Origin of the sequence: Streptococcus sp. HMSC061E03 (assembly GCF_001813505.1) — a bacterium.
In the GTDB taxonomy this organism is placed as follows: domain Bacteria; phylum Bacillota; class Bacilli; order Lactobacillales; family Streptococcaceae; genus Streptococcus.
In genome coordinates this window covers 371,995-395,322 of record NZ_KV812784.1, presented here as the reverse complement: position 1 = coordinate 395,322, position 23,328 = coordinate 371,995, and the positions used below count along the sequence as shown (strand labels likewise).

Here is a 23,328-nt window from a genome sequence, read left to right as displayed (position 1 = left end):
CTAACGAATGACCGATTTCTGTCCCACTCTCATTTAAGTAGCATTATAAAAATAGATTTGTTAAGCCTTACTAGGTTACTCAAGAATACTCTTTTAGTTTTGTTCTTCTAGTTCATCCTTTTGATCTTCATAAAAAACAACTTTTCCATCTTTAACTTTGAAGGAGTAACCGATGGATTTTTCGCCACCACCTTTTGAATAGTAGAATCTATAGGCACCATTCGGTAGTTTGCTCGCATCTAGCTTTTTCGCAGCCTTCTTCAAGTCTTGATCCGTAGTGACAGATGCACTATCATCGACAAAAATAGTCATACGTACAAGCTCTTGATCTATCAAAGTTTGAAGAGGGATTTGATAGTATCCGGCAAAGTCTTTTTTCCCTTCTTTGAGATTTTGCTTAGCGATGCTATCCAGAATTGCTTCTTTTTCATCAGGATGAAAGTTACCTAAAAAGCTAAAGAAATTAATAGGAAGGCCGAGAGATTGCTTCTTTAATTGTTCCTCAATTTTATCTTCCAGTTCTTTAATCGATTTCTGCTCCAAGAAAGCTTCCTTATATTCTAGAAATATAAGACTATTAAGCGACCAGTCATCTTTAAAAGTAGTTTCATCTTCCAATCGTACCATTTGATCATCGTAGGTTTTTTCAGAGTATGTGTACCTTACATGATACTGTGGGTATTCTAGGGCAGTCCAGGATAACTGAGTGATGCTTACTTTCCCATGCAAACCAACTTGAGCAAGCTCACTGCTAACAACTTCTTTAGCCTTTTTATAATCGCTCGATGTCATGAATTTACAACTGGTTAGGAACATCGTTAAGAATAGGATGGGAACTAGGAGTAAAAAAGAATAAGGTTTGTTTTTCATAGATCTACCTCCAAAAACAGAAAATTTCCAAAAGTGAGCTAGGGAACGAGCAAGAACTATAGGATGAAGGGTTATCATAATTTGGAATGCTGATCAAGGTACTCAATAATCTAACTCTATTCTACCATTGTTTACAAAGAATGTCAGGAAAAACAAAAAAAGAGGCTGGGACAAAAGTCCTAGCCTCTCAATTATTTTTGGATTGTAGAGCAAGACGCAGTGGTTGAGTGGGCTCTAATACGCTGATTTCATCAGCTTATACAGCCCTACTCAACTGTGCGGAGGTGGGACGACTAAATCGAATTCTAACGAATTACCGATTTCTGTCCCACTCTCTTTATTTCATATAAATCATCCCTGTACAGGCTTGCTCTGACAATTCGACAAAGCCCAGGGACTGGTAAAAGGCTAGATTTTTCTCGCTACGTTCTGTGACGAGGAGCCGCTGATAGACATTTGGGAAGGTCGCTAAAGCCTCTTCTAAGAGTTTCCTTCCGATGCCTTGGCGCTGGTGATCTGGTCGTACCAAGAGGTCTTGCACCAACAGGACAGAGTGACCATCTCCTACCAAGCGAATGTAGGCTACGAGCTCTTTCTCATCATAGACGGCCAACTGCCAGAGACTGGCTTTGACAGCTTCTTCTAGCATAGCTGGCTTGTTAGTATAATTAGTCCAGCCGACTGAGCTGTAGAGTGCGAGTAGGTCTGTCATCGCTGGAATTTTTTTTTTATAATGTAACATCTTAACTCCTTTTTAACCTATAGTGCTGGAAGAAGGCGATATCCCGATAAGGGAACTCTTGGCAAACGGCCAGCTCCATTTTGAGCATAGACTCTCGCCAGCCTTCTTGTCCTTTAAAGCGATTGTCCTGCAAGGCATAAAAGACACGAATTCCTTGGTAGTCCTGAACTTCGAGGGCTAGGTCTTCTACTGCCACACTGAGATCATAGGCCTGAGCCAAGCCCATGGAGTGGGTTTCCAAGTCCTGACCTGCTAGGAGATCAAGCGCCTTCTGAGGATCATTTTCAAAAACGACGGTCTGCAGGACGCGGCCAACCTCATTGTGCTTGACGATAGAGAGCAGGCCTCCTGGTTTCAAGAGGCGGGTCAATTCCTTGAGAATCACCTTGCGATCCTCTACATACTCTAAGACATTGTGGCAGAGGATGACCTCAAAGCTGGCATCTTCAAAGCTCTCTATCTGGTCCAAACTCCCAACGAGTTGCTGGTAGGGATGGTCCTGGACCCGCAAGGCCACCATTTCTTCATTTGGTTCTACAGCAAGGACCTCATTGTCTTGTGCCAGGTGATTGGCTACAAGGCCGAAGCCACTGCCAAAATCAAGCACTCGCTTTCCCTTGATGTCCTTCAATTGTTCAAAAAGGATATCATAATAGATCTGTCCCCAGGGTTGCTGGAGGTTTTCTAAATAAGCTTGAATATTTGCAGCCATCGATCTCCTCCTATTTGAAATTGAACATCTTGCTGGCTAGCTTGTCCGAGATGCGTGGGAAAAGGGTATAGAGCTTGTGGGTCAAGTTCAAAAGCCAAGGCAAATTGAGCTCGCGTTTTGGTTTTCCAAAGTTTTTCACAATCTTCTTAGCCACAAAGTCTGGTTCCAAAATATAACGGTCTACAGCCTTGACATAGCTTCCATCTGGGTCTGCCTGGTCAAAGAAAGTGGTCCGAATGGGGCCTGGATTGACCGTCGTCACATGGACACCAAAGGGCATGAGTTCTAACCGCAGGGCATTGGAGAAGCCGATGGCCGCAAACTTAGTAGCCGAATAAAGGCTGGATTTGGCAGTTGCGACAAGACCCGCCATGCTGACGATGTTGACGATGTGCCCCTTGCCTGCTTCCTTCATGTGCGCACCCATCAAGCGTGAAAGCTGCATGAGGGCAAAGGTATTGACATCAAACATCTCCTGCACCTGCTGGTCAGAAATGCGATCAAAAGCCTCAAAAATCCCATAGCCTGCATTGTTGACCAAGATATCAATCTGTCCGTAGCGCTGATAGAGCTCTTCTACCAAGTCTTGGACAGCTGAGGAATCAGTGATATCGATCCCGATGCATTCAGCTTGAGGATGACTGGCATAGAGCTTTTCCAGTTTTTCTTGATTTCTGCCTAGGAGAATCAGCCGATCTTCAGGGAGGAGCTTGACCATTTCTTGGGCCAAACCTCCACTTGCTCCTGTTATGAGAATGGTTCGCATCTTAGATCTCCACTTCTTCCAAATCTTTGACGACATAAACATTTTCAAAAATGCTGGACGCATCCTTGCGCAATTGGCTGATGTCTTTTGATAAGAAGCGAGCACTGATGTGGTTGAGAAGAAGGCGCTTGGCCCCTGCTTCACGCGCTACTTCTGCCGCCTGCATATTGGTCGAGTGACCGTGTTTCTTAGCAATCTTCTCATCACCCTTGCCATAGGTGGACTCATGGACCAAGACATCCGCATTGACTCCAAGGCGGACGCTGGCATCAGTCTTTCTGGTATCTCCGAGGATCGTGATAATCTTACCAGGCCGAGGGGCTGAAATATAATCCGCAGCAATGATCTTAGTGCCATCCTCCAGGGTGACATCTTGTCCATTTTTGACCTGGCCAAAGAGCGGTCCAAATGGAACGCCCGCTGCCTTGAGCTTGTCCGCATCCAGTGTTCCTTCGAGGTCTTTTTGCATGATCCGATAACCCACGCAAAAAATGGTGTGGTCCAAAACTTCCGCATAAACCGTGAATTTATCGGTTTCTAAAATCTTACCCAGAGAATGTTCATCGAATTCATGAAAATGGATGCGGTAAGGCAGGCGAGAGCCTGATACGCGAAGACTAGTCATCACAAAGGATTTGATTCCTACTGGTCCATAGATATCCAGATCCGTCTGCTCTTCATTGGCCTGAAAGGCCCTACTAGAGAGGAAACCTGGCAAACCAAAAATATGGTCTCCGTGTAGGTGAGTGATAAAGATCTTGCTAACCTTTCGCGGACGAATGGTCGTTTCTAAAATTTGATTCTGTGTCGCTTCGCCACAATCAAAGAGCCAGACTTCATTGATCTCGTCCAGCAATTTGAGCGCTAGGCTCGATACATTACGGGCTTTTGAGGGTTGCCCAGCTCCCGTTCCTAAAAATTGAATGTCCATTGTCTACTTTCTATCTATATAAATCATGGCCGTCCGGTTCTCTGAACGGAAAGAAAGGTCGCCTGGGTAGTCTTGCACTAGCTCGAGGAGCTCTTCTTGGTTATATCCTGACAGTTTCAAGCGTCCATCTTCCAAGGTCATCAAGTCAGTCAAGGCAGAGAGGGCTTCTGTTTTAGTGACCCCTTCTGGGCCGGCCTCTTGCAGACAGATCTTGCCATCTTTTTCAAAGATCAAACAATGCGGAAAGATCTCTGCGACTTCAAATAAAATGGCAGGGGTGATAGCCTCTGCTGGATGTTCAGCAAAGACACAAGCTAGCTCTTCATTTACGTAGGCCAAGCCATAAGACTTCCCTGATAAGTTGAGGCGGATAAAAGGTTTCCGTTCATCAAAGCTTTGCTGAACTGTGAATAAGTCAAATGCCCGACTCAAGTCCAAGAAATAATCCATGGCCTCCTTGGGACTCTTCTTTTGGTAGAGCTCTGCGAAATAAGCGTTGATCACACTTGGCGGAGGCGTAATCACACGGAGACGCAATTCCTCAGGGATCGTGCTTAAAAGATTGGTCAGATAGACCCGATCGAGGCTGGTATAGCCTCCATATTTTATTGCTAAATCAACGTAATCCGTCATAAAATTCTTCCAACTTCCACTTATTTTTCTCTGCGATATAGCCTTGAATGACCTCGACATCCTCTTCAAATTCGCGCTGGTCAATGATCGCAACCATTTCTAAATCATGTGTCCGATAAGATTTTGAAAAAGGAACCCGAATGGTAAAGGGAACAAAGAGTTCTCTCAGTTTTTCTAGAAGCAAAGCCTGGAGATCTTCACGGGCTGTCTCAGAGCGCGCTGAAATCAAGCTAAAAGGTGTCTGGGTTGGTGTAAAGTCTGCTACTTTATCTGCTTTGTTGTAAAGCGTCAAGCGAGGGATCTCCAGCATATCCAGGTCCTTTATGATCGAAAGTACCGTCTTTTCATGCTCTTCATGATTGGGATCAGACGCATCGATGACATGGACCAGGAGGTCCACATTCTTACTTTCTTCCAAGGTCGACTTAAAGCTCGATACTAGTTCTGTTGGTAGATCTTGGATAAAGCCAACCGTATCGGTCAGCGTCACTTGCAGATTGCCTGTTAAATGGATGCTCTTGGTTGTTGCGTCCAAGGTCGCAAAGAGTTCGTCGGCTTCATACTGGCTCTTACTGGTCAGCTGATTCATAATGGTCGACTTTCCTGCATTGGTATAGCCGATCAAACCAATCTTGAAAACAGGTGATTCCAAACGTTTTTCACGAAGGGTTTCCCGGTTCTTTTCAACTGCCTTGAGCTGGCGCTCGATATCGGTGATTTGATTGCGAACGCTCCGGCGGTTCAACTCCAACTGACTTTCCCCTGGTCCACGAGAACCAATTCCCCCAGCTTGACGGCTGAGCATGATCCCTTGACCGACAAGACGTGGCAAGAGGTATTTGAGCTGGGCCAAGTGTACCTGCAACTTCCCTTCATGACTCCTAGCCCGCATGGCAAAGATATCTAAAATCAACTGCATCCGGTCAATGACCTTGACCCCTAGGATTTCTTCTAAGTTGACATTTTGACGGGGGGTCAGGCGGTTATTGACCACTACCGTCGTAATCTCATCTGCTTCGACCATTTGAGCGATTTCTTCGAGTTTTCCTGAGCCGACAAAGGTCTTGGTGTCGTATTTCTCCCGCTTTTGTGTATAGGAGCCCCGGACATCTCCACCGGCTGTTTTAGCCAGGCTCGCCAACTCCTCCATCGACATATCAAAATTGTCCATGCCTTGAAGTTCCACACCGACCAAAAGGATGCGTTCTTGTTTTTTTTCTGTTTCAATCATGCTGTAAAAACTCCTTTACATCTGCAAGAACCTGCTCCTTGAAGTGGGGGGCAGAAATGGCGTAAAATTTTACTTCCATCCGATTTCGAAACCAGGTCAGCTGCCGTTTGGCAAAACGACGCGTATTGCGCTTGAGGATCTCACTGGCTTCCTCAAGGCTCTGTTCTCCCTTAAAGTAAGGAAAGAGTTCCTTGTAACCAATGCCTTTAGCTGCCTGAACTTCCGGATGGTCATCATAAAGCCACCGAGCTTCATCCAGCAAGCCCTCCTCTAGCATGCGATCTACTCGGCGATTGATGCGATCATAGATCAAGGACCGTTCATCATCTAGACAGATGAGATAGGGTTCATAATCGGTCTCTTCGTTTGCGAGGTCCTGCCCAAAATGCGCAATTTCAAGAGCCCGCATGGCCCGACGTCGATTGAGTTGAGGAATCACAAGTCCTTGCTCCGCCACTCTTTGGTACAAGTCTTCGTCCGACAGCAAGTCCAATTGAGCGCGATAGGCCAGAATCTCTTCATGAGGAACTTCACCACCTAGATGATAACCTTCGAGCAGACTTTGGATGTAAAGACCCGTCCCACCTGCAATGATAGGAAGCTTGCCTCGAGCTGTGATATCCTCAATCGCAGCCTTAGCTTCTCTTACAAAATCAAAAGCCGAGTAAGACTCGGTCACCTCCCGGACATCGATCAAATGATGGGGAGCTGCAGCTTGCTCTTCTGGTGTCGCCTTGGCTGTTCCAATATCCAGCTTGCGATAGACTTGTTGACTATCGCCACTGATAATTTCACCATTGAGAGCTTGTGCCAAATCGATCGCAAGAGCTGTTTTTCCAACAGCAGTCGGTCCCACAATCACAATTATCTTGGTTTTCATCGTTTTTCCTTGCAAAATTCACGTTTTTTCGTTACCATATATTATAACATAAATATTTAAAGTTCAGAAAAGGAGAAATTCTCATGGCTAAAGGATTTGGTAAAGGTTTTGTTACTGGTGTTGCTGGTACAGTTGCTGCTGTCGCAGGTGCAGTTTACACATTCAAGAAAAAAGTAATCGAGCCAGAAGAACAAAAAGCAGCTTTCATCGAAGAAAACCGCAAAAAAGCAGCACGTCGTCGTGTCTCACACTAATCCAACAAAAAGCTCCGGGAAACCGGAGCTTTTTTTGCTGAAGAAAAAGTCCATTTTGGAAAATTTTCTTTTACTGGTAGGTTTTGTCAAGATAAGCTAACATAAATGATGCTTAAAAACTTAGAATAATATATACTTTTAGGCTCATTCAAAGATATACTGAAACTTTCCGCCGTGAGAAAAGTGCTAGAAGAACGATGGTTTCTAGCACTCGGGAGTTTTAAGAGTAAAACAGTTCGGGGAACTGTTTTATCCTGTGCTAAGAATTTCAAGAGCGAAGGGGCTCAAAAATAATTGAACACGGGCTGCGGATTGTGTCAAAAAGATAAGTCCTCCTAGAATCGAAAGATTCTGCGTCAAACTTCCTATTTTGACTTTATCCGCAGACGCCCTTTGTATCTTGATTTAGTCATGGAACTTCTTCGAAGTTCGCTGACGTCCGTACTCACCTAAGGAAAGTTTCTATGATGACGTTTGTCTTCAATCTAAAAGCTCCGGTTTCCCGGAGCTTTTAGATTGAAATTTCACCGTTCTTTGATCATTTTCGTTGCGATCTCCAAGAGCTCAACTCCCATCTGAAAATGCTCGTCTAACAAATCATAGACGGCATCTTCAGACAAGACACCACAAGGAAGATCTGCTGGAAAGTCAGCCTGATTGGACAGGTCCAAGTCGTCAAAATAGGCCTGACTACTATAATAATCGCGCAGTTGGATATAGCTCTCTTGATGCTCTTTTAGTCGATCCACTGCTTTTTTTGTATCTTCCAAAGTCTTAGCATAGTCATTCAAATAACCTTCCATCCTTTGGATGCGTTCAATTTTTTCCTTTGCAATTGTCATGTGTTACTCCACTTTCACCACTTCTAGATGAGGGCCACCTAAAAGTACCAGATATTTTTCAACGTGCTCTTGGCCATAGGAACGGCGAAGAGCCTCTGCATAGAGATCGAGCTGATCTCGGTAGCGTTCGACCAATTGGCTAGGGAACTTGTAGTGATCTGTCTTGTAGTCAAAGAGCAGGATCCGATCTTCTAGAACGATATACCCATCCAAGATCCCCCGCACGACAAAGTCCTCTCCACTAGCTGGATCTTTCTTCAGCATGGCAAAGGGGGCTTCACGATGAACCCGAGGGGCTTCTCTTTGAAGTAAGGTCCCCAAAGGCGTCTCATAGAAAGCCAGGATGGCCTCTAGCTTGATGCGGGCTTTGACCGCTGGCTCTGCTTGAACTTGCTCCAAGGCTTGATGCAGCGTATCCAGCGTGATTTCTTCTCCAAGAGGCACGCGCTGCATGAGTTCATGGACAGCACTACCGACCTGGGCTCCTGTCACGGCTTTTTCTTGACCAAAAGTTGGCAGCTCAAAGTCAGGCGCAACTAGCTTTGCATCCATGATCTGGACGCCATTGGCATCCATCACCGGCTCGTAGAATTTCTTGATCTGACTAGGTGTACGGACACTTGGTAAATGAATAGCCGGAGCATAGAGCTGATTGAGCCGATCAACATTTTCCAAGATATCCAAGGCCCGACGAATATCCTCTGACTGACGGATATCCTTGAGCTGATCGAAGCGGGAATCCTTCTCCTTCTCTAGTGGCTCAAGCTGGTCTGGTGTCAGGTCTTCGTCTGTCACAAAACGTGTGTCATAGGCCAGGGTATTCTTGGTAAACACATCTTGAATGGCAAAGAGCCAGTCCTGATAAGAGGTCCATTCTTTTCGTTTTTCCGGATCCAATTTGCCATTGCGACTGGTCCCCCAATCAGTATCATGTAGTTTGTCCTCCCGGCCTTTTCCGACAAGATAGAGCTTGAGCTCAGCCCGTGTCATGGCGACATACAGAAGACGCATCTGCTCAGAAATCGTGGCCAATTTTGTTTCTTCCGCATTGCGTTGGTAGCAAGGTGTTTCGATCTGCAGGCGGATGCTTTCAGGGGCGGCTGGATTTTCTGTCTCAACTGGCAGGTTGGCAATGTATTTAAAGCCAATCCCTTTTTGGCGACTGAGGATAATCGGTCCCGATTGATCCTTGCGGTTAAAAGCCTTGTCCATATTGAGAATAAAGACATACTTGAATTCCAGCCCCTTACTCTTATGGACGGTCATGAGCTGGACGGCATCTTTTGGTGCCACCAGAGGGACGCTGGCCAAATCGTGTTCATTTTCGATCACCTTGTCGATCATGGCAATGAAGCGCGACAAGCCCTTAAAGCTGGCCTTCTCGTAATCATTGGCCCGAAGCGTCAAGGCATAGAGGTTGGCCTGACGCTGGGCACCATTTGGAAGGGCGCCGACATAGTCATAGTAATAACGATCCTCATAGATTTTCCAAAGCAAATCATAGAGTGAAGAGGTCTTGGCAGCAGCCCGCCAAGCAGATAAAACCTGGAGGAAATTCTCGATTTTAGCTGAGAGTTTGGCATCAATCAGATTGGCATGCTCTGCAGTCTTTTCAAGGGCTAACTGGACCTTGTGGTAGAAGGCCAGTTGCTTTTGCTCTGGAAGGGTCTGTAAGGAAATCCGTGCCAATTCATCTTCATCAAAGTCAAACATAGGGGATTTCATGAGAGCAACCAAGGGATAATCATGCAAGGGATTGTTAATGGTCCGCAAGGTATCCAACATGACCATCACTTCCAGTAACTCAAGATAATGCGCCTGTCCGCTATCTGCCACAATCGGAATATGGTACTGGTCAAAGGCTTCCAGTATCGCATCATTTCGCGTTCGAGTCGCCGTTAAGAGCGTGATCTCTTTAAAGGGCACTTTTTCCACCCGATGGAGACGTAAAATTTCTTTGATGACTAGGAGAATTTCTCCCTTGGAAATCGTCTCGACTCCAAGAGTAGCTTCCTCGTCATTGGCCTTTTCTTCCTGGTCTTGGGAGCCATCATAGAGCAAAAATTCTGCCCGATGTTGTGGCAAGGCCATCCGCTGCTTGTTGCTTCCTGCAACTAGATAGTGGGTTTGATTGTAGTCAATCTCACCTACTTCTTCGTCCATCAAATGGCGAAAGACATCATTGGTTGCGTCCAATACCTCCACATGACTCCGGAAATTTTCCTTGAGGAGGATCAACCGCCCTTTCGCCCCTTCTTCTTGGTAGGCTTTAAATTTACCATTAAAAATCTGTGGATCTGCCTGACGGAAGCGGTAAATGGATTGCTTGATATCCCCCACCATGAAGCGATTGTGGCCATTTGACAGCAAATCCAACATCCGCTCTTGGGTGTGGTTGGTATCCTGGTACTCATCGACCATGATCTCATGATAACGCTCTTGAAAGGCTTGTCTCACCTCTGGGAATTGCTCTAAAATTTGAATGGCAAAATGACTGATATCCCCAAATTCATAAGCTTTTTCTTGGATTTTTCGCTCCAGATAAGCGCGAGCAAAGTCTCTGATAAAGTCCCTTAGCAAGTAGAGCATGGGGCCTTCTTCTTGGTGGTAGGCTTGTTGAAATTCCAGCTGATAGAGCTGATTTTCCAAGTCTCTGAGGCGGTTGATATGTATGGTTTTATCCTGGTTATAAGCCGTGACTAACTCTTTCAACTCTTCTTTTCGGGCTCTGTTGGTCAAGGCTCCCCCATTTGAAGCCCGACTAATCGCCACGACCGCCTTTAGGACAGAGGTCAATTGCTCTTTATTGGTGCGACCTGTCAGGCTTCCAATCTGATCGAGCACCTCTTCTACAGCTTCCAAATATTTAGCCTTACCAAATGCTTGGCCTTCATTGGACAAATGAAAGGCAAAAAAGCTTTCTGCCTCATAAAGGGCCTGCTGGATGCTCTCCATCAGATCGCCTTCAACCTGGTCAAAATCAGTCTCCTCATAGCCTTTTAGGAAATGCTCCTCCAGCCATTTCTCCGGATCACTGGTCGACTGAAGAAAGTCATAGATCTGGTAGACCTGTTCTTTAAACAAGGTCAAATTTTTGCGCTGGCCGGTGAAATTCTTGACCATCTGCACAAAGGCTTCTTGGTTTTCTCCCTGGTAATAGCGATCAAAAACAGCTTGAAAAACTTCATTTTGTAAGAGGCGTTGCTCACTGGCGTTTTGTAAAATGCGAAACTGAGGCGCCAACCCAAGCAAATAGCCATAGCGCGTTAGGACCTTTTGGGTAAAGGAGTCCATGGTTCCAATATCGCTGGTGGCGACATCTGCGATTTGACGGGCCAAGTGTTGCTTGAGCTCTGAGTCATCACTTGCTTGCAAGGCTTTTCCAAGTTCACTTTCCAAACGCTCCTTGAGCTCTCCAGCTGCCTTGACCGTAAAGGTCGAGATAAAGAGCTCCTTAATCGAAATGCCACGCTGGATCTGATCCAGTATCCGCTGCACCATGACAAAGGTCTTTCCTGATCCAGCAGAGGCTGACACCAGGATATTGGTCCCCGAACTATAGATGGCGTCGATCTGTTCTGGCGTCCGCTTTTGCTCTTTGGTAGAAGCTGCCTCTTGGGCCTGAAGGGCCTTGATTTCTTCTTTTGTCAAAAATGCTTGTTTGATCATTTGTTCAAGACCTCCTTCATCTTCTCGATCCACGCGGCTTTCACCTTTTCACCGCGTATTCCTTTTTGATCTAGTTTGGTCAAGAACCGTGCCTGACCTAGGTGACGATCCGCTTCAAAGCCTGTGATGGATTTAAACTGCTCCACGAATGGTGCGATATTGCGCCCATTTTCACTATAGGGATTGATGGCAAATTGCCCCTTGAGGATCCCTTCTGCTGCTGTTTTATAAAGATAAGCGTTGTACAAGAGGAGCAAGTCCAGTTCTTCCTTACTCAGCATCATAGCCTTGTTTTTATCATAGGCCTCGCCCAGATAAGGCGCCTGATCTGCTATAAAGAGCCCCTTGTACTGTTGACTTTTCATGGTTTGGTTGATGGCATCCTCTACTGTCTTGGTCTTTTTCAGATCCACTACAGGATCTCCCATTTCCAAATACATAGCTCCGAAAATCCCCTGCTCCTCTTGGTATTCCTTCAAATCCTGAATGGCAGAAAGATAGGTCGGCAATTGAGAATTCAGTCCATTAAAGAACTTGTCATAGTGGAACTGCGTCAGACTGGACTTGTAGTCCACGACTCCGAGGGCTCCCCGATCCCTCAATTGATCAATACGGTCCACCTTGCCTCGTAGCTGCAGGAGACGGCCATCGGACAATGGATACGAGGTGTGGGTGCTTCCCCCAAAGAGGGTCTCCTCACCGATGGTCTCGATCCCATTTTGCTGGGCGAGGACACGCCCCGTTGTTTTCGCGGTATCAAGAAGCAAGTTGCGAATAAACTCGGTCTCTCCATTTTCTCCATACAATTGCTGGAACTCTGCTTCTTGGCTGGTCTCTCGAATCGCCTCGTTTAACCGGCGATCAAAGGCTTGATCGGAGCTATCTTTTAAGACTTTTTCAAAGATCCGATGCAAGAAATTCCCATGACTGCGGGCGTCTGGCCGGATGGTTTCATCCTCTTGTAGCCCCAAAACATAGCGCAGATAAAAGGCATACTGGTGCTTGTAGTATTCATTCAAGGCAGAAGCGGATAAGGTCAAGGCTTTGCCCTCAGGATAGAGCGCTTGAAGCGTATCCGACTGAAGCTGACGGCTCTTTAATTCCGTTGAAATTTGAGGAATCTGGATGCCTTCAGCGGCTAATTTCTTGCGCAAGACCCGTACCGCCACACCCCAAAAGCTGGCTTCTTCAGGAGACAACTCACTCGTGATCTCCTCTTGATGGAGTTCGATCACACGCGCTAATAGGGCCCGGTAGGTCCCAATATCATCACTCGAAGCTTGGGCTTGTTTGGTCGTCCATTCGATGGCAATAGGCTCCTTGGCCAATTCTACAAGATAAGGAGAGACACTATCTTCCATTTCATTGACCAAGCTAGGGGCCGATAGGACCAGTTGGTTGGTCGCCGCATTGAGGAGCGAAACTGCCACAAAGCGATTTTTCTTGAGATTTTCGCTGGTCACCACCTGGAGCTCTGCTCCTTCTTGGGTGGCCTCATTGAGCTGCTGGCGCTCTTCTTCACTGAGCAGAGAGGTGTTCTGAGCAATCTTTGGAAAACGCTCCTGGGTCAGCCCGATCGCGTAGACATAAGGCGCTGTCAAGGGTTCAATCAAGTCATAGGACTGAACCGTCACCACATCGACCGTAGCAGGAACTGTCCGGTATTGAGACAATTGCATCCCCGATAAGAGGAGGGCCAAAAAGTCATCCACTGTCAGCTCTTGGTCCTCAAAGACCAGGTTCAACTCCTCTAAGACATGGAGAAAGGCCTTCCAGACCTGGTCATAGCGCTCCTGCTCCTCCAATACTAGATCCTTGATCAAAGCTTGGAGATTCTGAGAAAGTTGGGCCTCTTGCAGAAACTCTGCAAAAGAGTTTAAGAGATGGGTCACCTTTTGTTTGCGCTGTGAAAAGAAAGGGGCTAGAGGTTCTACGACGCGTTCCCGGAGAGCATTGAGCTCCTCTAGATTGAACTTACCTTGACGATTGCTAGTAAAAGGCTTGTGAAATTTTGTAGCACCCTTTACTTCCGCAAAGCGAAGGTACTGCTCAAAAGCATCGACTTCTTCTTGCGTCAGATCACTATACAGACTCGTTTTCAATAGATTGATGACATCTTCTGTCTGGTAATTGAACTGCTTGATCCGCCCTAGCGATTCAATGACCTGAATCAAGGGATGGTGGACCATGGCTTCACTTCGTCCCAAGTAAAAGGGGATCTGATACTGGTCAAAAATGGTCTTGAGCTGCAATTGATAAGCTTCTACATCGCCTAACAAGACCCGAATATCTCGATAGCGGGCCCCATCATGAAGACGCTGTCGGATGGATTTAGCGACATATTCCAACTCTTCTTTTTGCGTGTTGGTTTGCCAGAGTTGGACCGCTGTTCGATCTTGGTCCTCCAGCTCATTTTCCACTTGTGAAAAATCGTAGCGCGCTTCTAGCATGCGGGTAATGCGACTAAAAGAGTCTTCGATAGCTTGCCCACAATACTGTGGCTGTACCTCAAAAGTCTTTGCCAGCTGAAGGAGAAAGTCAACACTGGCCTGGTAAAGATTTCCCTCTCTAAAGCTTGCCTGATAGGCTTTTTTACTGGCATAGACCCCGATGACAATCTCCACCCCTTTTCGGTGAAGGAGACTAATCAAAGCCTCTTCTTCTGCAGAAAAACGCGTGAAGCCATCGACGACGATCGCCACATCCTTTAATTGCTCTTCCAGCTGCCCTTCTTCGACCTGATTGAGGAAAAAGGCAATCTTGGACTGGGATTCATACCGGTGCTTGACCAGCATCTCAGAGACCGCTTCAAAAATCGCCAAGAGGTCCTCTCTTTTTTCAGCTTCCTCGAGCAACTCCAAATCGATAAAATCCATCTGGGCTGTCTGCAATTCATGATAGAGCTGGACCAGTTGCTGGATAAACTGAGGATCCTTGCGCAGGGCCCCGTAAACTTTGAGATCCTGCTCCTTCATGTGGGAAAGAGCTTTAAAAAATAACATGCCGAGACCGATGTCATCCAAGGGTTGCTCCTCAAAAACCTGATTCAGGATGAAATAACGAGCCATTTGGGCAAAGCGCGTGACGGTAATGGCAAAAGAAGCCTGACCTTCTAAATAGGACAAGACCTTGGCTTCTTTTTCAAAGGAAAGAGAGTTGGGCGCAATGTAAAACACACGCTTGCCCTGTTCTACTAACCCTACGGCTTCTTGTGTCAGGACCTGGGTCAAGGGGGTCCGAACATCCGTATAGAGTAATTTCATCCGATCCGTTCTCCTTTTGACATTTTCTTGAGAGCTTGTTATCTTCTTATTATATCATTTTCACAGGAGGGACTAAAGCAAGAAGTCATGCTCCTCTTGGCCCAATTTTAGAAGATTTGTGCTACAATAAAAGTTGAAGAGACAGAAAGGATACCACCTATGACTAGCATTTATGATTTTTCTATAGAAAACCAGAATGGGGAGGAGATTCCCCTTTCTCACTACCAAGGTAAGGTCCTCATCGTGGTCAATACAGCAACAGGCTGTGGCTTGACCCCGCAATACCAAGGACTGCAAGATCTCTACCTGCGCTACCAAGAAAAAGGGCTTGAAATCCTAGACATTCCCTGTAACCAATTCATGGGGCAGGCGCCAGGAACTGCAGAAGAAATCAATAGCTTCTGTAGCCTCAACTACCAGACCACCTTCCCACGATTCGCCAAAGCCAAGGTCAATGGCAAAGAAGCCCTTCCTCTTTATGACTGGCTCAAAAACCAAGCAGCCGGGCCACTGGGCAAACGCATCGAATGGAACTTCGCAAAATTTGTCATCGACCGACAAGGCCATGTCGCCCAACGCTTCTCCTCCAAAACAGAACCAGCTGCCATGGAAGACTTGATCCAAGAATTACTTGAGAAATAAGCAAAAAAAGCCTGAAAGTGTAGTCAGGATTTTTGATGAATGGCTATTTATTTTCGAGACTTTCCGCTGTGAGAAAAGTGCCTGAAACAATAACGTTTCAGGCACTCAGGAGTTTTGAGAGTAAAACAGTTTGGGAAACTGTTTTAGCCTGAGCCCAGAAATTAAAGAGCGAAGGGGCTCAATAATTAGTCATGGAACTTCCTGGATTGCTGAAATCATCCACTGGATAATTTCACCTAACGTCCGTACTCACCTAAGGAAAGTTTCTAAGAAGTCATTATCCATAAACCAAAAAAGCCTGAGCTAACGCTCAAGCTTTTTCTATTATTAATCAATTTCAAGTCCACCGGTGTACAAGCGGTAATAGGTGCCACGTTCTGCCATCAAGGAAGCATGGTTGCCTCGTTCGATGATGCGTCCGTGGTCCATCACCATGATGACATCGGAATTGACGATAGTCGATAGACGGTGGGCGATAACAAAGACAGTCCGACCTTCCATCAAGCGGTCCATCCCTTCTTGCACCATCTTCTCTGTCCGTGAGTCGATCGAAGACGTCGCTTCGTCCAGAATCAAGACTGGCGCATTGGCAAGGGCTGCACGGGCAATGGCGATCAATTGTCGTTGACCGTTTGATAGACCAGCCCCATCATCCGTCAAGACCGTTTCATAGCCCTGATCCAAGTGCTTAACAAAGGAATCCACATTGGCAATCCGAGCTGCTTCAAGGATTTCTTCCCGTGTTGCATCAGCACGGCCATATGCGATGTTTTCCGCAATCGTACCAGTGAATAAGTGGGTATCTTGAAGAACGATTCCGAGGGAACGACGCAGAGAATCTTTCTCAATCAATTTAATATCGATCCCATCATAAGTGATCATTCCGGATTGGATATCATAGAATCGGTTGATCAAGTTGGTAATGGTTGTCTTTCCCGCACCAGTCGCTCCGACAAAGGCCACTTTTTGACCCTTATCCGCGTACAAATTGATGCCATGAAGAATTTGTTTCTTCCCATCATAAGAGAAGTCAACATTATCAAAGACCACATTTCCGACCATCTTGACAAGCTGGTAATCCCCATTTGGACGTGGGTGTTTCCAAGCCCATTTGTTGGTTTTCTGATCGGTTTCGACCATTTCTCCATCGACCAGTTCATAATTGACCAGCGTCACTTTTCCTTGGTCGACTTCTTCTTCTTCGTCCAAAAGATCAAAGACACGATCTCCACCAGCCAAGGCCATGAGGACAAAGTTTAATTGTTGAGAGACCTGAGCAATGGGACCTGTGAAGGAACGGTTCAATTGCAAGAAGGCCATGAGTCCACCAATGGTTAAACCACCGACGCCGTTTAGCGCAAAGAGTCCACCGATCAAGGCTGTCAGAACAAAGGAAACATTTCCCAAGTTCCCAAGAATCGGCATGAGGACATTGGCATAGCGGTTGGCTTGGTAAGAGGATTCAAAGAGTTGATCATTGATCCGATCAAAATCCTCAATGCTTTCTCTTTCATGCACAAAGGCCTTAACCACTTTTTGACCAGACATCATTTCTTCAATAAAGCCGTTCTCAATCCCCAAGTTCTTTTGTTGGGCCCCGAAGTAACGACCTGACTTGCCAGAGACATCCTTGATGATAAAGACCATGACGATAACCATGACAAGAACAATCAAGAACAAGAGCGGGCTAACCGTCAGCATGGTAATCGTTACCCCAAGGATGGTAATCGCTGAGGATAAGAGTTGAGGAATGGATTGTTCAATCGCTTGACGAAGAGCATCAATATCATTGGTATAGATAGACATGATGTCCCCGTGTTGGTGGGTATCAAAGTAACGAACTGGCAGTTTTTGCATGCGGGCAAACAACTGATTTCGAAGACTTCTAAGCGAGTCTTGTGAAACAGTCGCCATAATCAAGGTAAAGCCATAGTTGGCAAGTACCCCGATCAAACAGATCAAACCAACCCGTGTCAAGAAGGACAAGAGCGGTCCAAAATCATGACTGTTTGACTTTAGCATAGGCTCCACATAGACATCGACCAAGGACTGAATCGAAGCTGTTACATTGACCGTCGCAAGAGACGATAGAATGATTAAGATAAAGGAAACAATCAAGGATACCTTGTAGTTTTTCCAAAGGAAGTCGAGCAGGCGAAGGATAGAGCCTAGATTTGCTTTTTTCTTAGTTTTCATCTGCTTCTCCTTTCCCTTGTGTTTGCATTTCATATACTTCTTGGTAGATGGCATTGGTCGCAAGCAATTCCTCGTGACGACCGATCGCATCGATTTGGCCATCATTCATCACAATAATACGATCTGCATCTTGAATAGAGGAAATCCGTTGACCAATGATGATTTTGGTCGTCTCTTTCAAGCTGGTTGCCAATCCTTGACGAATCAAACTATCTGTCTTGGTATCGACCGCTGAAGTCGAATCATCCAAGATCAAGATCTTCGGATTCATAAGAAGGGCACGCGCGATACAGAGACGCTGGCGTTGACCACCAGAAACGTTGGATCCCCCACGCTCAATCATGGTGTCATAGCCCTCTTTGAAATCTTGAATAAATTCATCGGCTTGGGCAATCTTACAAGCCGCGATGATCTCTTCATCCGTCGCATCCTTATTTCCCCAGCGCATATTTTCTTTAATCGTACCAGAGAAAAGAACATTGGTCTGAAGAACCATGGCCACTTGCTTACGAAGGGAATCAAGATCGTATTCTTTGACATCGTGGCCTGCTACTGTCACCCGACCAGACTCAACATCATAGAGACGAGGAATCAACTGCACCAAGCTTGATTTCCCTGATCCTGTTCCTCCCAAGATACCAATTACTTCCCCTGAACGAATGGAAAGATTAATCCCTTGTAAGACATGGGTCTTGTCGCCATTTTCATCGGTATAGGCAAAGGTCACATCCTCAAAGTTGATGGATCCATCAGCGACTTCTTTGATCCCATTTTCTGGAGAGTCAATCGTCGTTTTGGTCGTTAAGACTTCATTGATCCGCTCAACAGATGCCATAGAAATCGACAACATGACAAAGATCATCATGAACATCATGAGCGACATGAGAATGGTCATGGTGTAGCTAAACATAGAAGTCAAATTCCCAGTAGAAAGTTGGCCACCGACGATCAGATGAGCTCCAATCCATGAGATCAAAAGGAAAGAAGCATACATGGAAAGCATCATAGCTGGGCTACTCAAGACAACGACACGGATAGCCTTCATAAACATGTTGTAAATCAAACGCGAAGCCTTCTTGAATTTAACCGTTTCATCTGCTTCCTTAACGTAAGACTTCACTACCCGCATATTGGTGATATTTTCTTGAATGCTGTTGTTGAGATTATCATAAGCTTCAAATACTTCTGTGAAGAGTGGATAAACAATCTTCATGATGATGCTTAAGACAGCTGCCAAAAAGATGGTCACATAGACAAAGATCATGGCCATTTCTGGATTGATCAAGAAACAAGCCACAATGGCAAAGATCAAATTGAGCGGTGCCCGTACACAGATCCGGATCACCATTTGATAGGCATTTTGCACATTGGTCACGTCCGTCATCATCCGAGTGACTAACCCACCTGATGAGAACTGATCAATATTCTCAAATGAGAAGGTTTGAACCTTTTTGAAAATGGCCCGACGAAGGTTTTTAGCAAAACCAGCCGATGCATAGGCGCCATAACGGGCAGACTGCATCCCACAAAAGAGGGAGCAAAAGGCACAGACCAGCATGAGCCCACCGTAAAACAAAATATTGTTCATGTTTCTTTGTTGAACACCTTGGTCCAAAAGACTCGCCATGACAAAGGGAATCGAAATCTCAAACATGACTTCAAAGACCATGAACAAGGAAGCTAAAATCGAGGGCTTCTTGAATTCTTTGATCTCGGAAATTAAGGATCGAATCATTATTACCTCCAATGTTATTCATACTTTTTCCTGCGGTAGAAGCAAAGCTTCTTTCCATCGAAAATAGGTCAAAACACACAAAATTCCCTGAGGGAAAGACCCTAGGGATTACGCATTTTTTATAGTCTTCATTGTAACCTAAATTGCAAAAAAATGCAAGATTTTTAGACAGCATCCGTTTTTCTGTTTATCCAGTACAAAAGAGGCTGGGACAAAAGTCCTAGCCTCTCAATTATTTTTGGATTGTAGAGCAAGACGCAGTGGTTGAGTGGGCTCTAATACGCTGATTTCATCAGCTTATACAGCCCTACTCAACTGTGCGGAGGTGGGACGACGAAATCGAATTCTAACGAATTACCGATTTCTGTCCCACTCTCTTTTCTATTTATTCAGCTAAAAGCACTTCTTTGATGGTTTGCTTTTGGAGTTTTCTGTTGGATAGATAAAAGAGGCTTTCATAAACTACCGCAAAGCCAAGCAAGGTCCAGAAGCAAACATTCCCATCAAAGTGATGCTCAATCTTTTCAGGAACTGTGTCTTTGATTACACCAATCAAGATTTCCATGATACCGTACTGATAAGCCGTTCCAAGAACAAAACCTAAATAAGCCCAAAAACGATAGGGAGCGAGAATATGACTTTGGCATTCACGATCGGTGTAGCCAAATGCCTTCATAAGAGCCAAGGTTTCGCGACTTTCTGAGACCACAATCCCCAATGACAAAAAGAGAATCGAGAAAGAAAGGATCAAGCCAATCATAATCATCATGGTTTGGATGATGTCATCTGTGTAATCCCTGAGGCCAAAGGACAATTGAACCATGGCCGCAAAACACATGGATCCAAAGACCACAAAAAACAAGATAGATTTTCTCCCCCATATCAGTGACGAGGACAGCTCTTTTAGGAAGTCTTTCTCTTTCTTAGGAGCTCGCTTTCTCCTTTTGACCTTGATTGGTGTTGGAGATTTTTTCAATAAGCGAAGAGCCGGCGTTTGTAGTTGTCTTCTAGCATAACCAATCGCGAGAAGCATAAAGAAGGTCGTTGGCAGGATCACCAAAGCAAGCAAGAGTTGCCAGTGAAGGTGAATGGTAATTTCTGGCAAAATCCCCTTCTCATTACGGAAGTCGTAAAAATGTCTCATCATGAGAAATGAAGCAAAATAGCCGAGAAGCGCTCCAGCTCCAAAACTGAGTCCAAAGGCCCAAAATCGTTTCGCCAACTGGCCATTACTATATCCCAAAGCCTTTAAAATCCCTAATTGTTCCTTGTGGTCATCGACAAATTGTTTGATATAAAAACACATGAGAAGGACCGACGTCAAGGACAAGACGACCCCACTGACCATGGCCACCATCCAAGAAAGCGAAACTTGGGCATCATAGTAGGTCTGCATCATGGGATTGGTTTTCGAAATCTCCAACTGTTCGATATCCAGATAAAAATTCAAGAAGAGATTGGCCACAAAGACCGCACAAGCCCCAATGATACTGACGACAACTAATTTTCGAATATCTTTTACTGAAAACATGGCTTACCATCCAATCTCATAGGCAGTCTGAGGCTGATCATTGGTCACAACTTCGGTAATCTTGCCACTATTGACACGAATAATGGTTCTAGCCATATCCGCAATATTTTGGTTGTGCGTCACCATGATGAGGGTAAAGCCTAGCTTTTCCTTCAACTTCCAGATATAGTCCAGAATCTTGCGCCCTGTTTCTTCATCCAGGGCTCCCGTCGGCTCATCTAAGAAGAGAATCTCTGGCTTTTTGGCCAAGGCCCGAGCAATGGACACTCTCTGCTGTTCCCCACCCGACAATTCACTCGGATACTTGTCCAGCTTATCGCCAAGCCCCAAATCCTCGATGATCTGTAAAAAATCATGATTGTTTGCCAGGTCAGCTCCCATCTTTACATTTTGTCTGACTGTCAGATTCGGCAATAGATAATACTGCTGGAAAATAAAGGCAATCTTCTCCCGTCTAAAGGCTGTCAATTGAGCATCCGCGAGTTGTGATAAGTCTTGTCCTTGAAAAAGGATATGCCCCTCGTCTACCTTTTCTAAGCCTGACAACACATTTAAGAGAGTTGACTTGCCCGATCCAGAAGGACCGAGGATAACCACATCATCCTGGTCTTGTATCTGCAAATCAATCCCCTTTAAAACCTTGGTTTGCCCGTAACTTTTGTGCACATTTTCTAGTTGAATCATTTCTTTCCTACCATTTCTTTGATGAGAGATTGACAAACCTCTGTCAGTAATCCAATCACTTCTTCCATGCTGAACTGATAAATGCCAGAAGCAACCATCGAGGCCATCCCGTGTGAGTAGATAAATAGATGCTGGTACAAGCGACTAGCCTCCTCTACAGTCAAAGGATAGTCTGCGACAATCGAATCCAGAACCAATTGGTAACTATGATCCTTCATGGGAAGAAAATCTTGAAAGCGACGAATCGGATCTTTGCTAGGATTTTGGAAAAGCAATTGAAAGAGTTGGGGCTCTTTTGAGGCAAAAAGGATATAAGCAACCCCGACAGATCGGAAAGGTTTCTCATCTTCTAAGGCCTTGCGAATATACCCCACCACGACCATTTCCGCAGCACCAATAACCTCTGCTTGTAACTCAGCCATATTGGCAAATTGCCCAAAAATGACTCTCGGTGTGGCTCCCAGTTTCTCCGCTAATGCTCGAGCAGTTAAACTAGCCATTCCCTCTTCTCTCACCAATTGTAAAGCTGTCCCAATGATAGCCTCTTTACTAAATTTAACCTTGGGTGGCATAAGACTCCTTTCGCGCAACATTCGTTGCGCAACACTTGTTGCATAAAGATTACCATAAAAAAGAAAGACTTGTCAAGAAAAAACTGAAAACCACAAAAAAAACCAGACCACCGATAAGAGTGGAATCTGGTTTACTAACAAGATTCTAAGGCAAATCATTTCCCGCCGCCAAGTAGATTTGGTACCATTCCTTGCGGGTTAGGGTGACCGTTGTCGCTTTCCCTGCTTCAAGGACATGTTGAGGGTTGGTCGTTCCAATGACGGCCTGCATCTTCGCTGGATAGCGGAGGACCCAAGCAAGGGCGATAGCTGTCGGTGTGACCTGGTATTTTTTCGCTAAGTCATTGAGGACATGATTGAGAGCTGCAAACTCTTCCTTGCCGACAAAATTCCCCTTAAAATAACCATGCTGGAGGACAGACCAGGCCTGAATCACCGTATCAGTTAAGCGACAATACTCAAAGACACTGCCATCTCGCACAGCTGCTTTTGGCCCTTCCATGTTGACATGAAAACCAGCTTCAAAGCTCGGTGTAAAGGCGGCACTCAACTGCAACTGGTTGACCTTGAGAGGTTGTTTGACAGCCGTCTTAAGCAATTCCATCATCATGGGATTTTGATTGGACACCCCAAAATGACGAACCTTGCCCGCTTGCTCCAAGTGATCAAAAGCTTCCGCCACCTCTTCCGGCTCCATGAGGGCATCCGGTCGATGAAGGAGAAGACTATCTAAGCTCTCGATCTGCAAACGCTCGAGAATGCCATCGACAGAGCCCAAAATATAGTCTTTGGAAAAATCAAAATAGGTAAAGCCGTCCTTGCGAATCCCGCACTTGGACTGGATCCACATCTGGTCCCGAAGATCCGGACGACGCTTGAGAACCTTACCCAGCAGGACCTCACACTGGCCATCACCATAGATATCCGCCAGATCAAAAGTGTTGATCCCAATCGACAAGGCTGCCTCCACCAAGGCCTCCACCTCATCTTCACTCATCTGACTGATCCGCATCATCCCAAGGACAATCGTGGACAGACGCTCATTTTCAGCAAACTCAATATAGTTCATGTCCGCCTCCTTTTCTGTAATTCTATTGTAGTGAAAAGGCTTGCAAAAGTCAATTTGCAATCAAAAAGAGAGTAGGACAGAAATCGGTCATTCGTTAGAATTCGAT

The 23,328-nt window shown here is 45.6% G+C and carries 19 protein-coding genes; 2 read left to right on the top strand and 17 right to left on the bottom strand.

The features are described from left to right. Positions 1–93: 93 nt before the first annotated feature. From HMPREF2917_RS11615 to miaA, 8 genes are all read right to left on the bottom strand, one after another. Complete coding sequence (locus HMPREF2917_RS11615) at positions 94–870, bottom strand: hypothetical protein (RefSeq protein WP_235287899.1); 777 nt, start codon at positions 868–870, stop codon at positions 94–96. Positions 871–1,207: 337 nt separating this feature from the next. Beyond that, the gene (locus HMPREF2917_RS02115; RefSeq protein ID WP_070588859.1) at positions 1,208–1,612 is read right to left on the bottom strand and encodes a GNAT family N-acetyltransferase; all 405 of its coding nucleotides are present in this window, start codon (positions 1,610–1,612) and stop codon (positions 1,208–1,210) included. 1 nt (position 1,613) lies between these two features. Beyond that, on the bottom strand, positions 1,614–2,324 hold the full coding sequence (locus HMPREF2917_RS02110; RefSeq protein ID WP_070588858.1) for a class I SAM-dependent methyltransferase: 711 nt from the start codon (positions 2,322–2,324) through the stop codon (positions 1,614–1,616). A gap of 10 nt (positions 2,325–2,334) precedes the next feature. Continuing rightward, complete coding sequence (locus tag HMPREF2917_RS02105; protein ID WP_070588857.1) at positions 2,335–3,090, bottom strand: SDR family NAD(P)-dependent oxidoreductase; 756 nt, start codon at positions 3,088–3,090, stop codon at positions 2,335–2,337. Between the two features lies 1 nt (position 3,091). After that, positions 3,092–4,021, bottom strand: coding sequence for a ribonuclease Z (rnz, locus tag HMPREF2917_RS02100; RefSeq protein ID WP_070588856.1), 930 nt, complete (start codon positions 4,019–4,021; stop codon positions 3,092–3,094). 3 nt (positions 4,022–4,024) lie between these two features. Further along, positions 4,025–4,654 (bottom strand): cystathionine beta-lyase, encoded by a 630-nt coding sequence (locus HMPREF2917_RS02095; protein WP_070588855.1) that lies wholly within the window; start codon positions 4,652–4,654, stop codon positions 4,025–4,027. Then, positions 4,638–5,885, bottom strand: a complete 1,248-nt coding sequence (gene hflX / locus HMPREF2917_RS02090; RefSeq protein WP_070588854.1) for a GTPase HflX — start codon at positions 5,883–5,885, stop codon at positions 4,638–4,640. Before hflX ends, HMPREF2917_RS02095 begins: the two co-directional genes overlap by 17 nt. Further along, positions 5,878–6,765, bottom strand: a complete 888-nt coding sequence (miaA, locus tag HMPREF2917_RS02085; RefSeq protein ID WP_070588853.1) for a tRNA (adenosine(37)-N6)-dimethylallyltransferase MiaA — start codon at positions 6,763–6,765, stop codon at positions 5,878–5,880. Before miaA ends, hflX begins: the two co-directional genes overlap by 8 nt. Before the next feature lie 83 nt (positions 6,766–6,848). Between miaA and HMPREF2917_RS02080 the strand changes: the two genes are divergently transcribed. After that, positions 6,849–7,019: a DUF3042 family protein gene (locus HMPREF2917_RS02080; protein WP_003002781.1), complete on the top strand. Its 171-nt coding sequence runs from the start codon at positions 6,849–6,851 to the stop codon at positions 7,017–7,019. Between the two features lie 524 nt (positions 7,020–7,543). Here HMPREF2917_RS02080 and HMPREF2917_RS02075 read toward each other — a convergent pair. Genes HMPREF2917_RS02075 through rexB form a run of 3 tightly spaced genes read right to left on the bottom strand, consistent with a single transcriptional unit; the run spans position 7,544 to position 14,793 of the window. Then, positions 7,544–7,861: a DUF4298 domain-containing protein gene (locus HMPREF2917_RS02075; protein ID WP_070588852.1), complete on the bottom strand. Its 318-nt coding sequence runs from the start codon at positions 7,859–7,861 to the stop codon at positions 7,544–7,546. A 3-nt stretch (positions 7,862–7,864) separates the two neighbouring features. Beyond that, the gene (gene addA, locus HMPREF2917_RS02070; protein ID WP_070588851.1) at positions 7,865–11,530 is read right to left on the bottom strand and encodes a helicase-exonuclease AddAB subunit AddA; all 3,666 of its coding nucleotides are present in this window, start codon (positions 11,528–11,530) and stop codon (positions 7,865–7,867) included. Next, positions 11,527–14,793, bottom strand: coding sequence for an ATP-dependent nuclease subunit B (gene rexB, locus HMPREF2917_RS02065; protein WP_070588850.1), 3,267 nt, complete (start codon positions 14,791–14,793; stop codon positions 11,527–11,529). Before rexB ends, addA begins: the two co-directional genes overlap by 4 nt. A 159-nt stretch (positions 14,794–14,952) precedes the next feature. Between rexB and HMPREF2917_RS02060 the strand changes: the two genes are divergently transcribed. Continuing rightward, a complete protein-coding gene (locus tag HMPREF2917_RS02060; protein ID WP_070588849.1) occupies positions 14,953–15,435 on the top strand; it encodes a glutathione peroxidase in 483 nt (160 codons plus the stop codon). A gap of 327 nt (positions 15,436–15,762) precedes the next feature. Here HMPREF2917_RS02060 and HMPREF2917_RS02055 read toward each other — a convergent pair whose 3' ends face one another. From HMPREF2917_RS02055 to HMPREF2917_RS02030, 6 genes are all read right to left on the bottom strand, one after another. Next, positions 15,763–17,631, bottom strand: coding sequence for an ABC transporter ATP-binding protein (locus HMPREF2917_RS02055; protein ID WP_070588848.1), 1,869 nt, complete (start codon positions 17,629–17,631; stop codon positions 15,763–15,765). Further along, positions 17,621–19,366 carry an ABC transporter ATP-binding protein gene (locus tag HMPREF2917_RS02050; RefSeq protein ID WP_031576937.1) on the bottom strand — a complete coding sequence of 582 codons (1,746 nt, stop codon included), beginning with the start codon at positions 19,364–19,366 and terminating at the stop codon, positions 17,621–17,623. The genes HMPREF2917_RS02055 and HMPREF2917_RS02050 overlap by 11 nt, the downstream gene beginning before the upstream one ends. A gap of 385 nt (positions 19,367–19,751) precedes the next feature. Further along, entirely contained in the window at positions 19,752–20,897 is a 1,146-nt protein-coding gene (locus tag HMPREF2917_RS02045; protein WP_070588847.1) for an FtsX-like permease family protein, read from the bottom strand. Positions 20,898–20,900: 3 nt separating this feature from the next. Next, a complete protein-coding gene (locus tag HMPREF2917_RS02040; RefSeq protein ID WP_070588846.1) occupies positions 20,901–21,581 on the bottom strand; it encodes an ABC transporter ATP-binding protein in 681 nt (226 codons plus the stop codon). Beyond that, positions 21,578–22,153 carry a TetR/AcrR family transcriptional regulator gene (locus HMPREF2917_RS02035; protein ID WP_070588845.1) on the bottom strand — a complete coding sequence of 192 codons (576 nt, stop codon included), beginning with the start codon at positions 22,151–22,153 and terminating at the stop codon, positions 21,578–21,580. Before HMPREF2917_RS02035 ends, HMPREF2917_RS02040 begins: the two co-directional genes overlap by 4 nt. A 145-nt stretch (positions 22,154–22,298) precedes the next feature. Beyond that, positions 22,299–23,222: an aldo/keto reductase gene (locus HMPREF2917_RS02030; RefSeq protein ID WP_070588844.1), complete on the bottom strand. Its 924-nt coding sequence runs from the start codon at positions 23,220–23,222 to the stop codon at positions 22,299–22,301. Between the last annotated feature and the right edge of the window lie 106 nt (positions 23,223–23,328).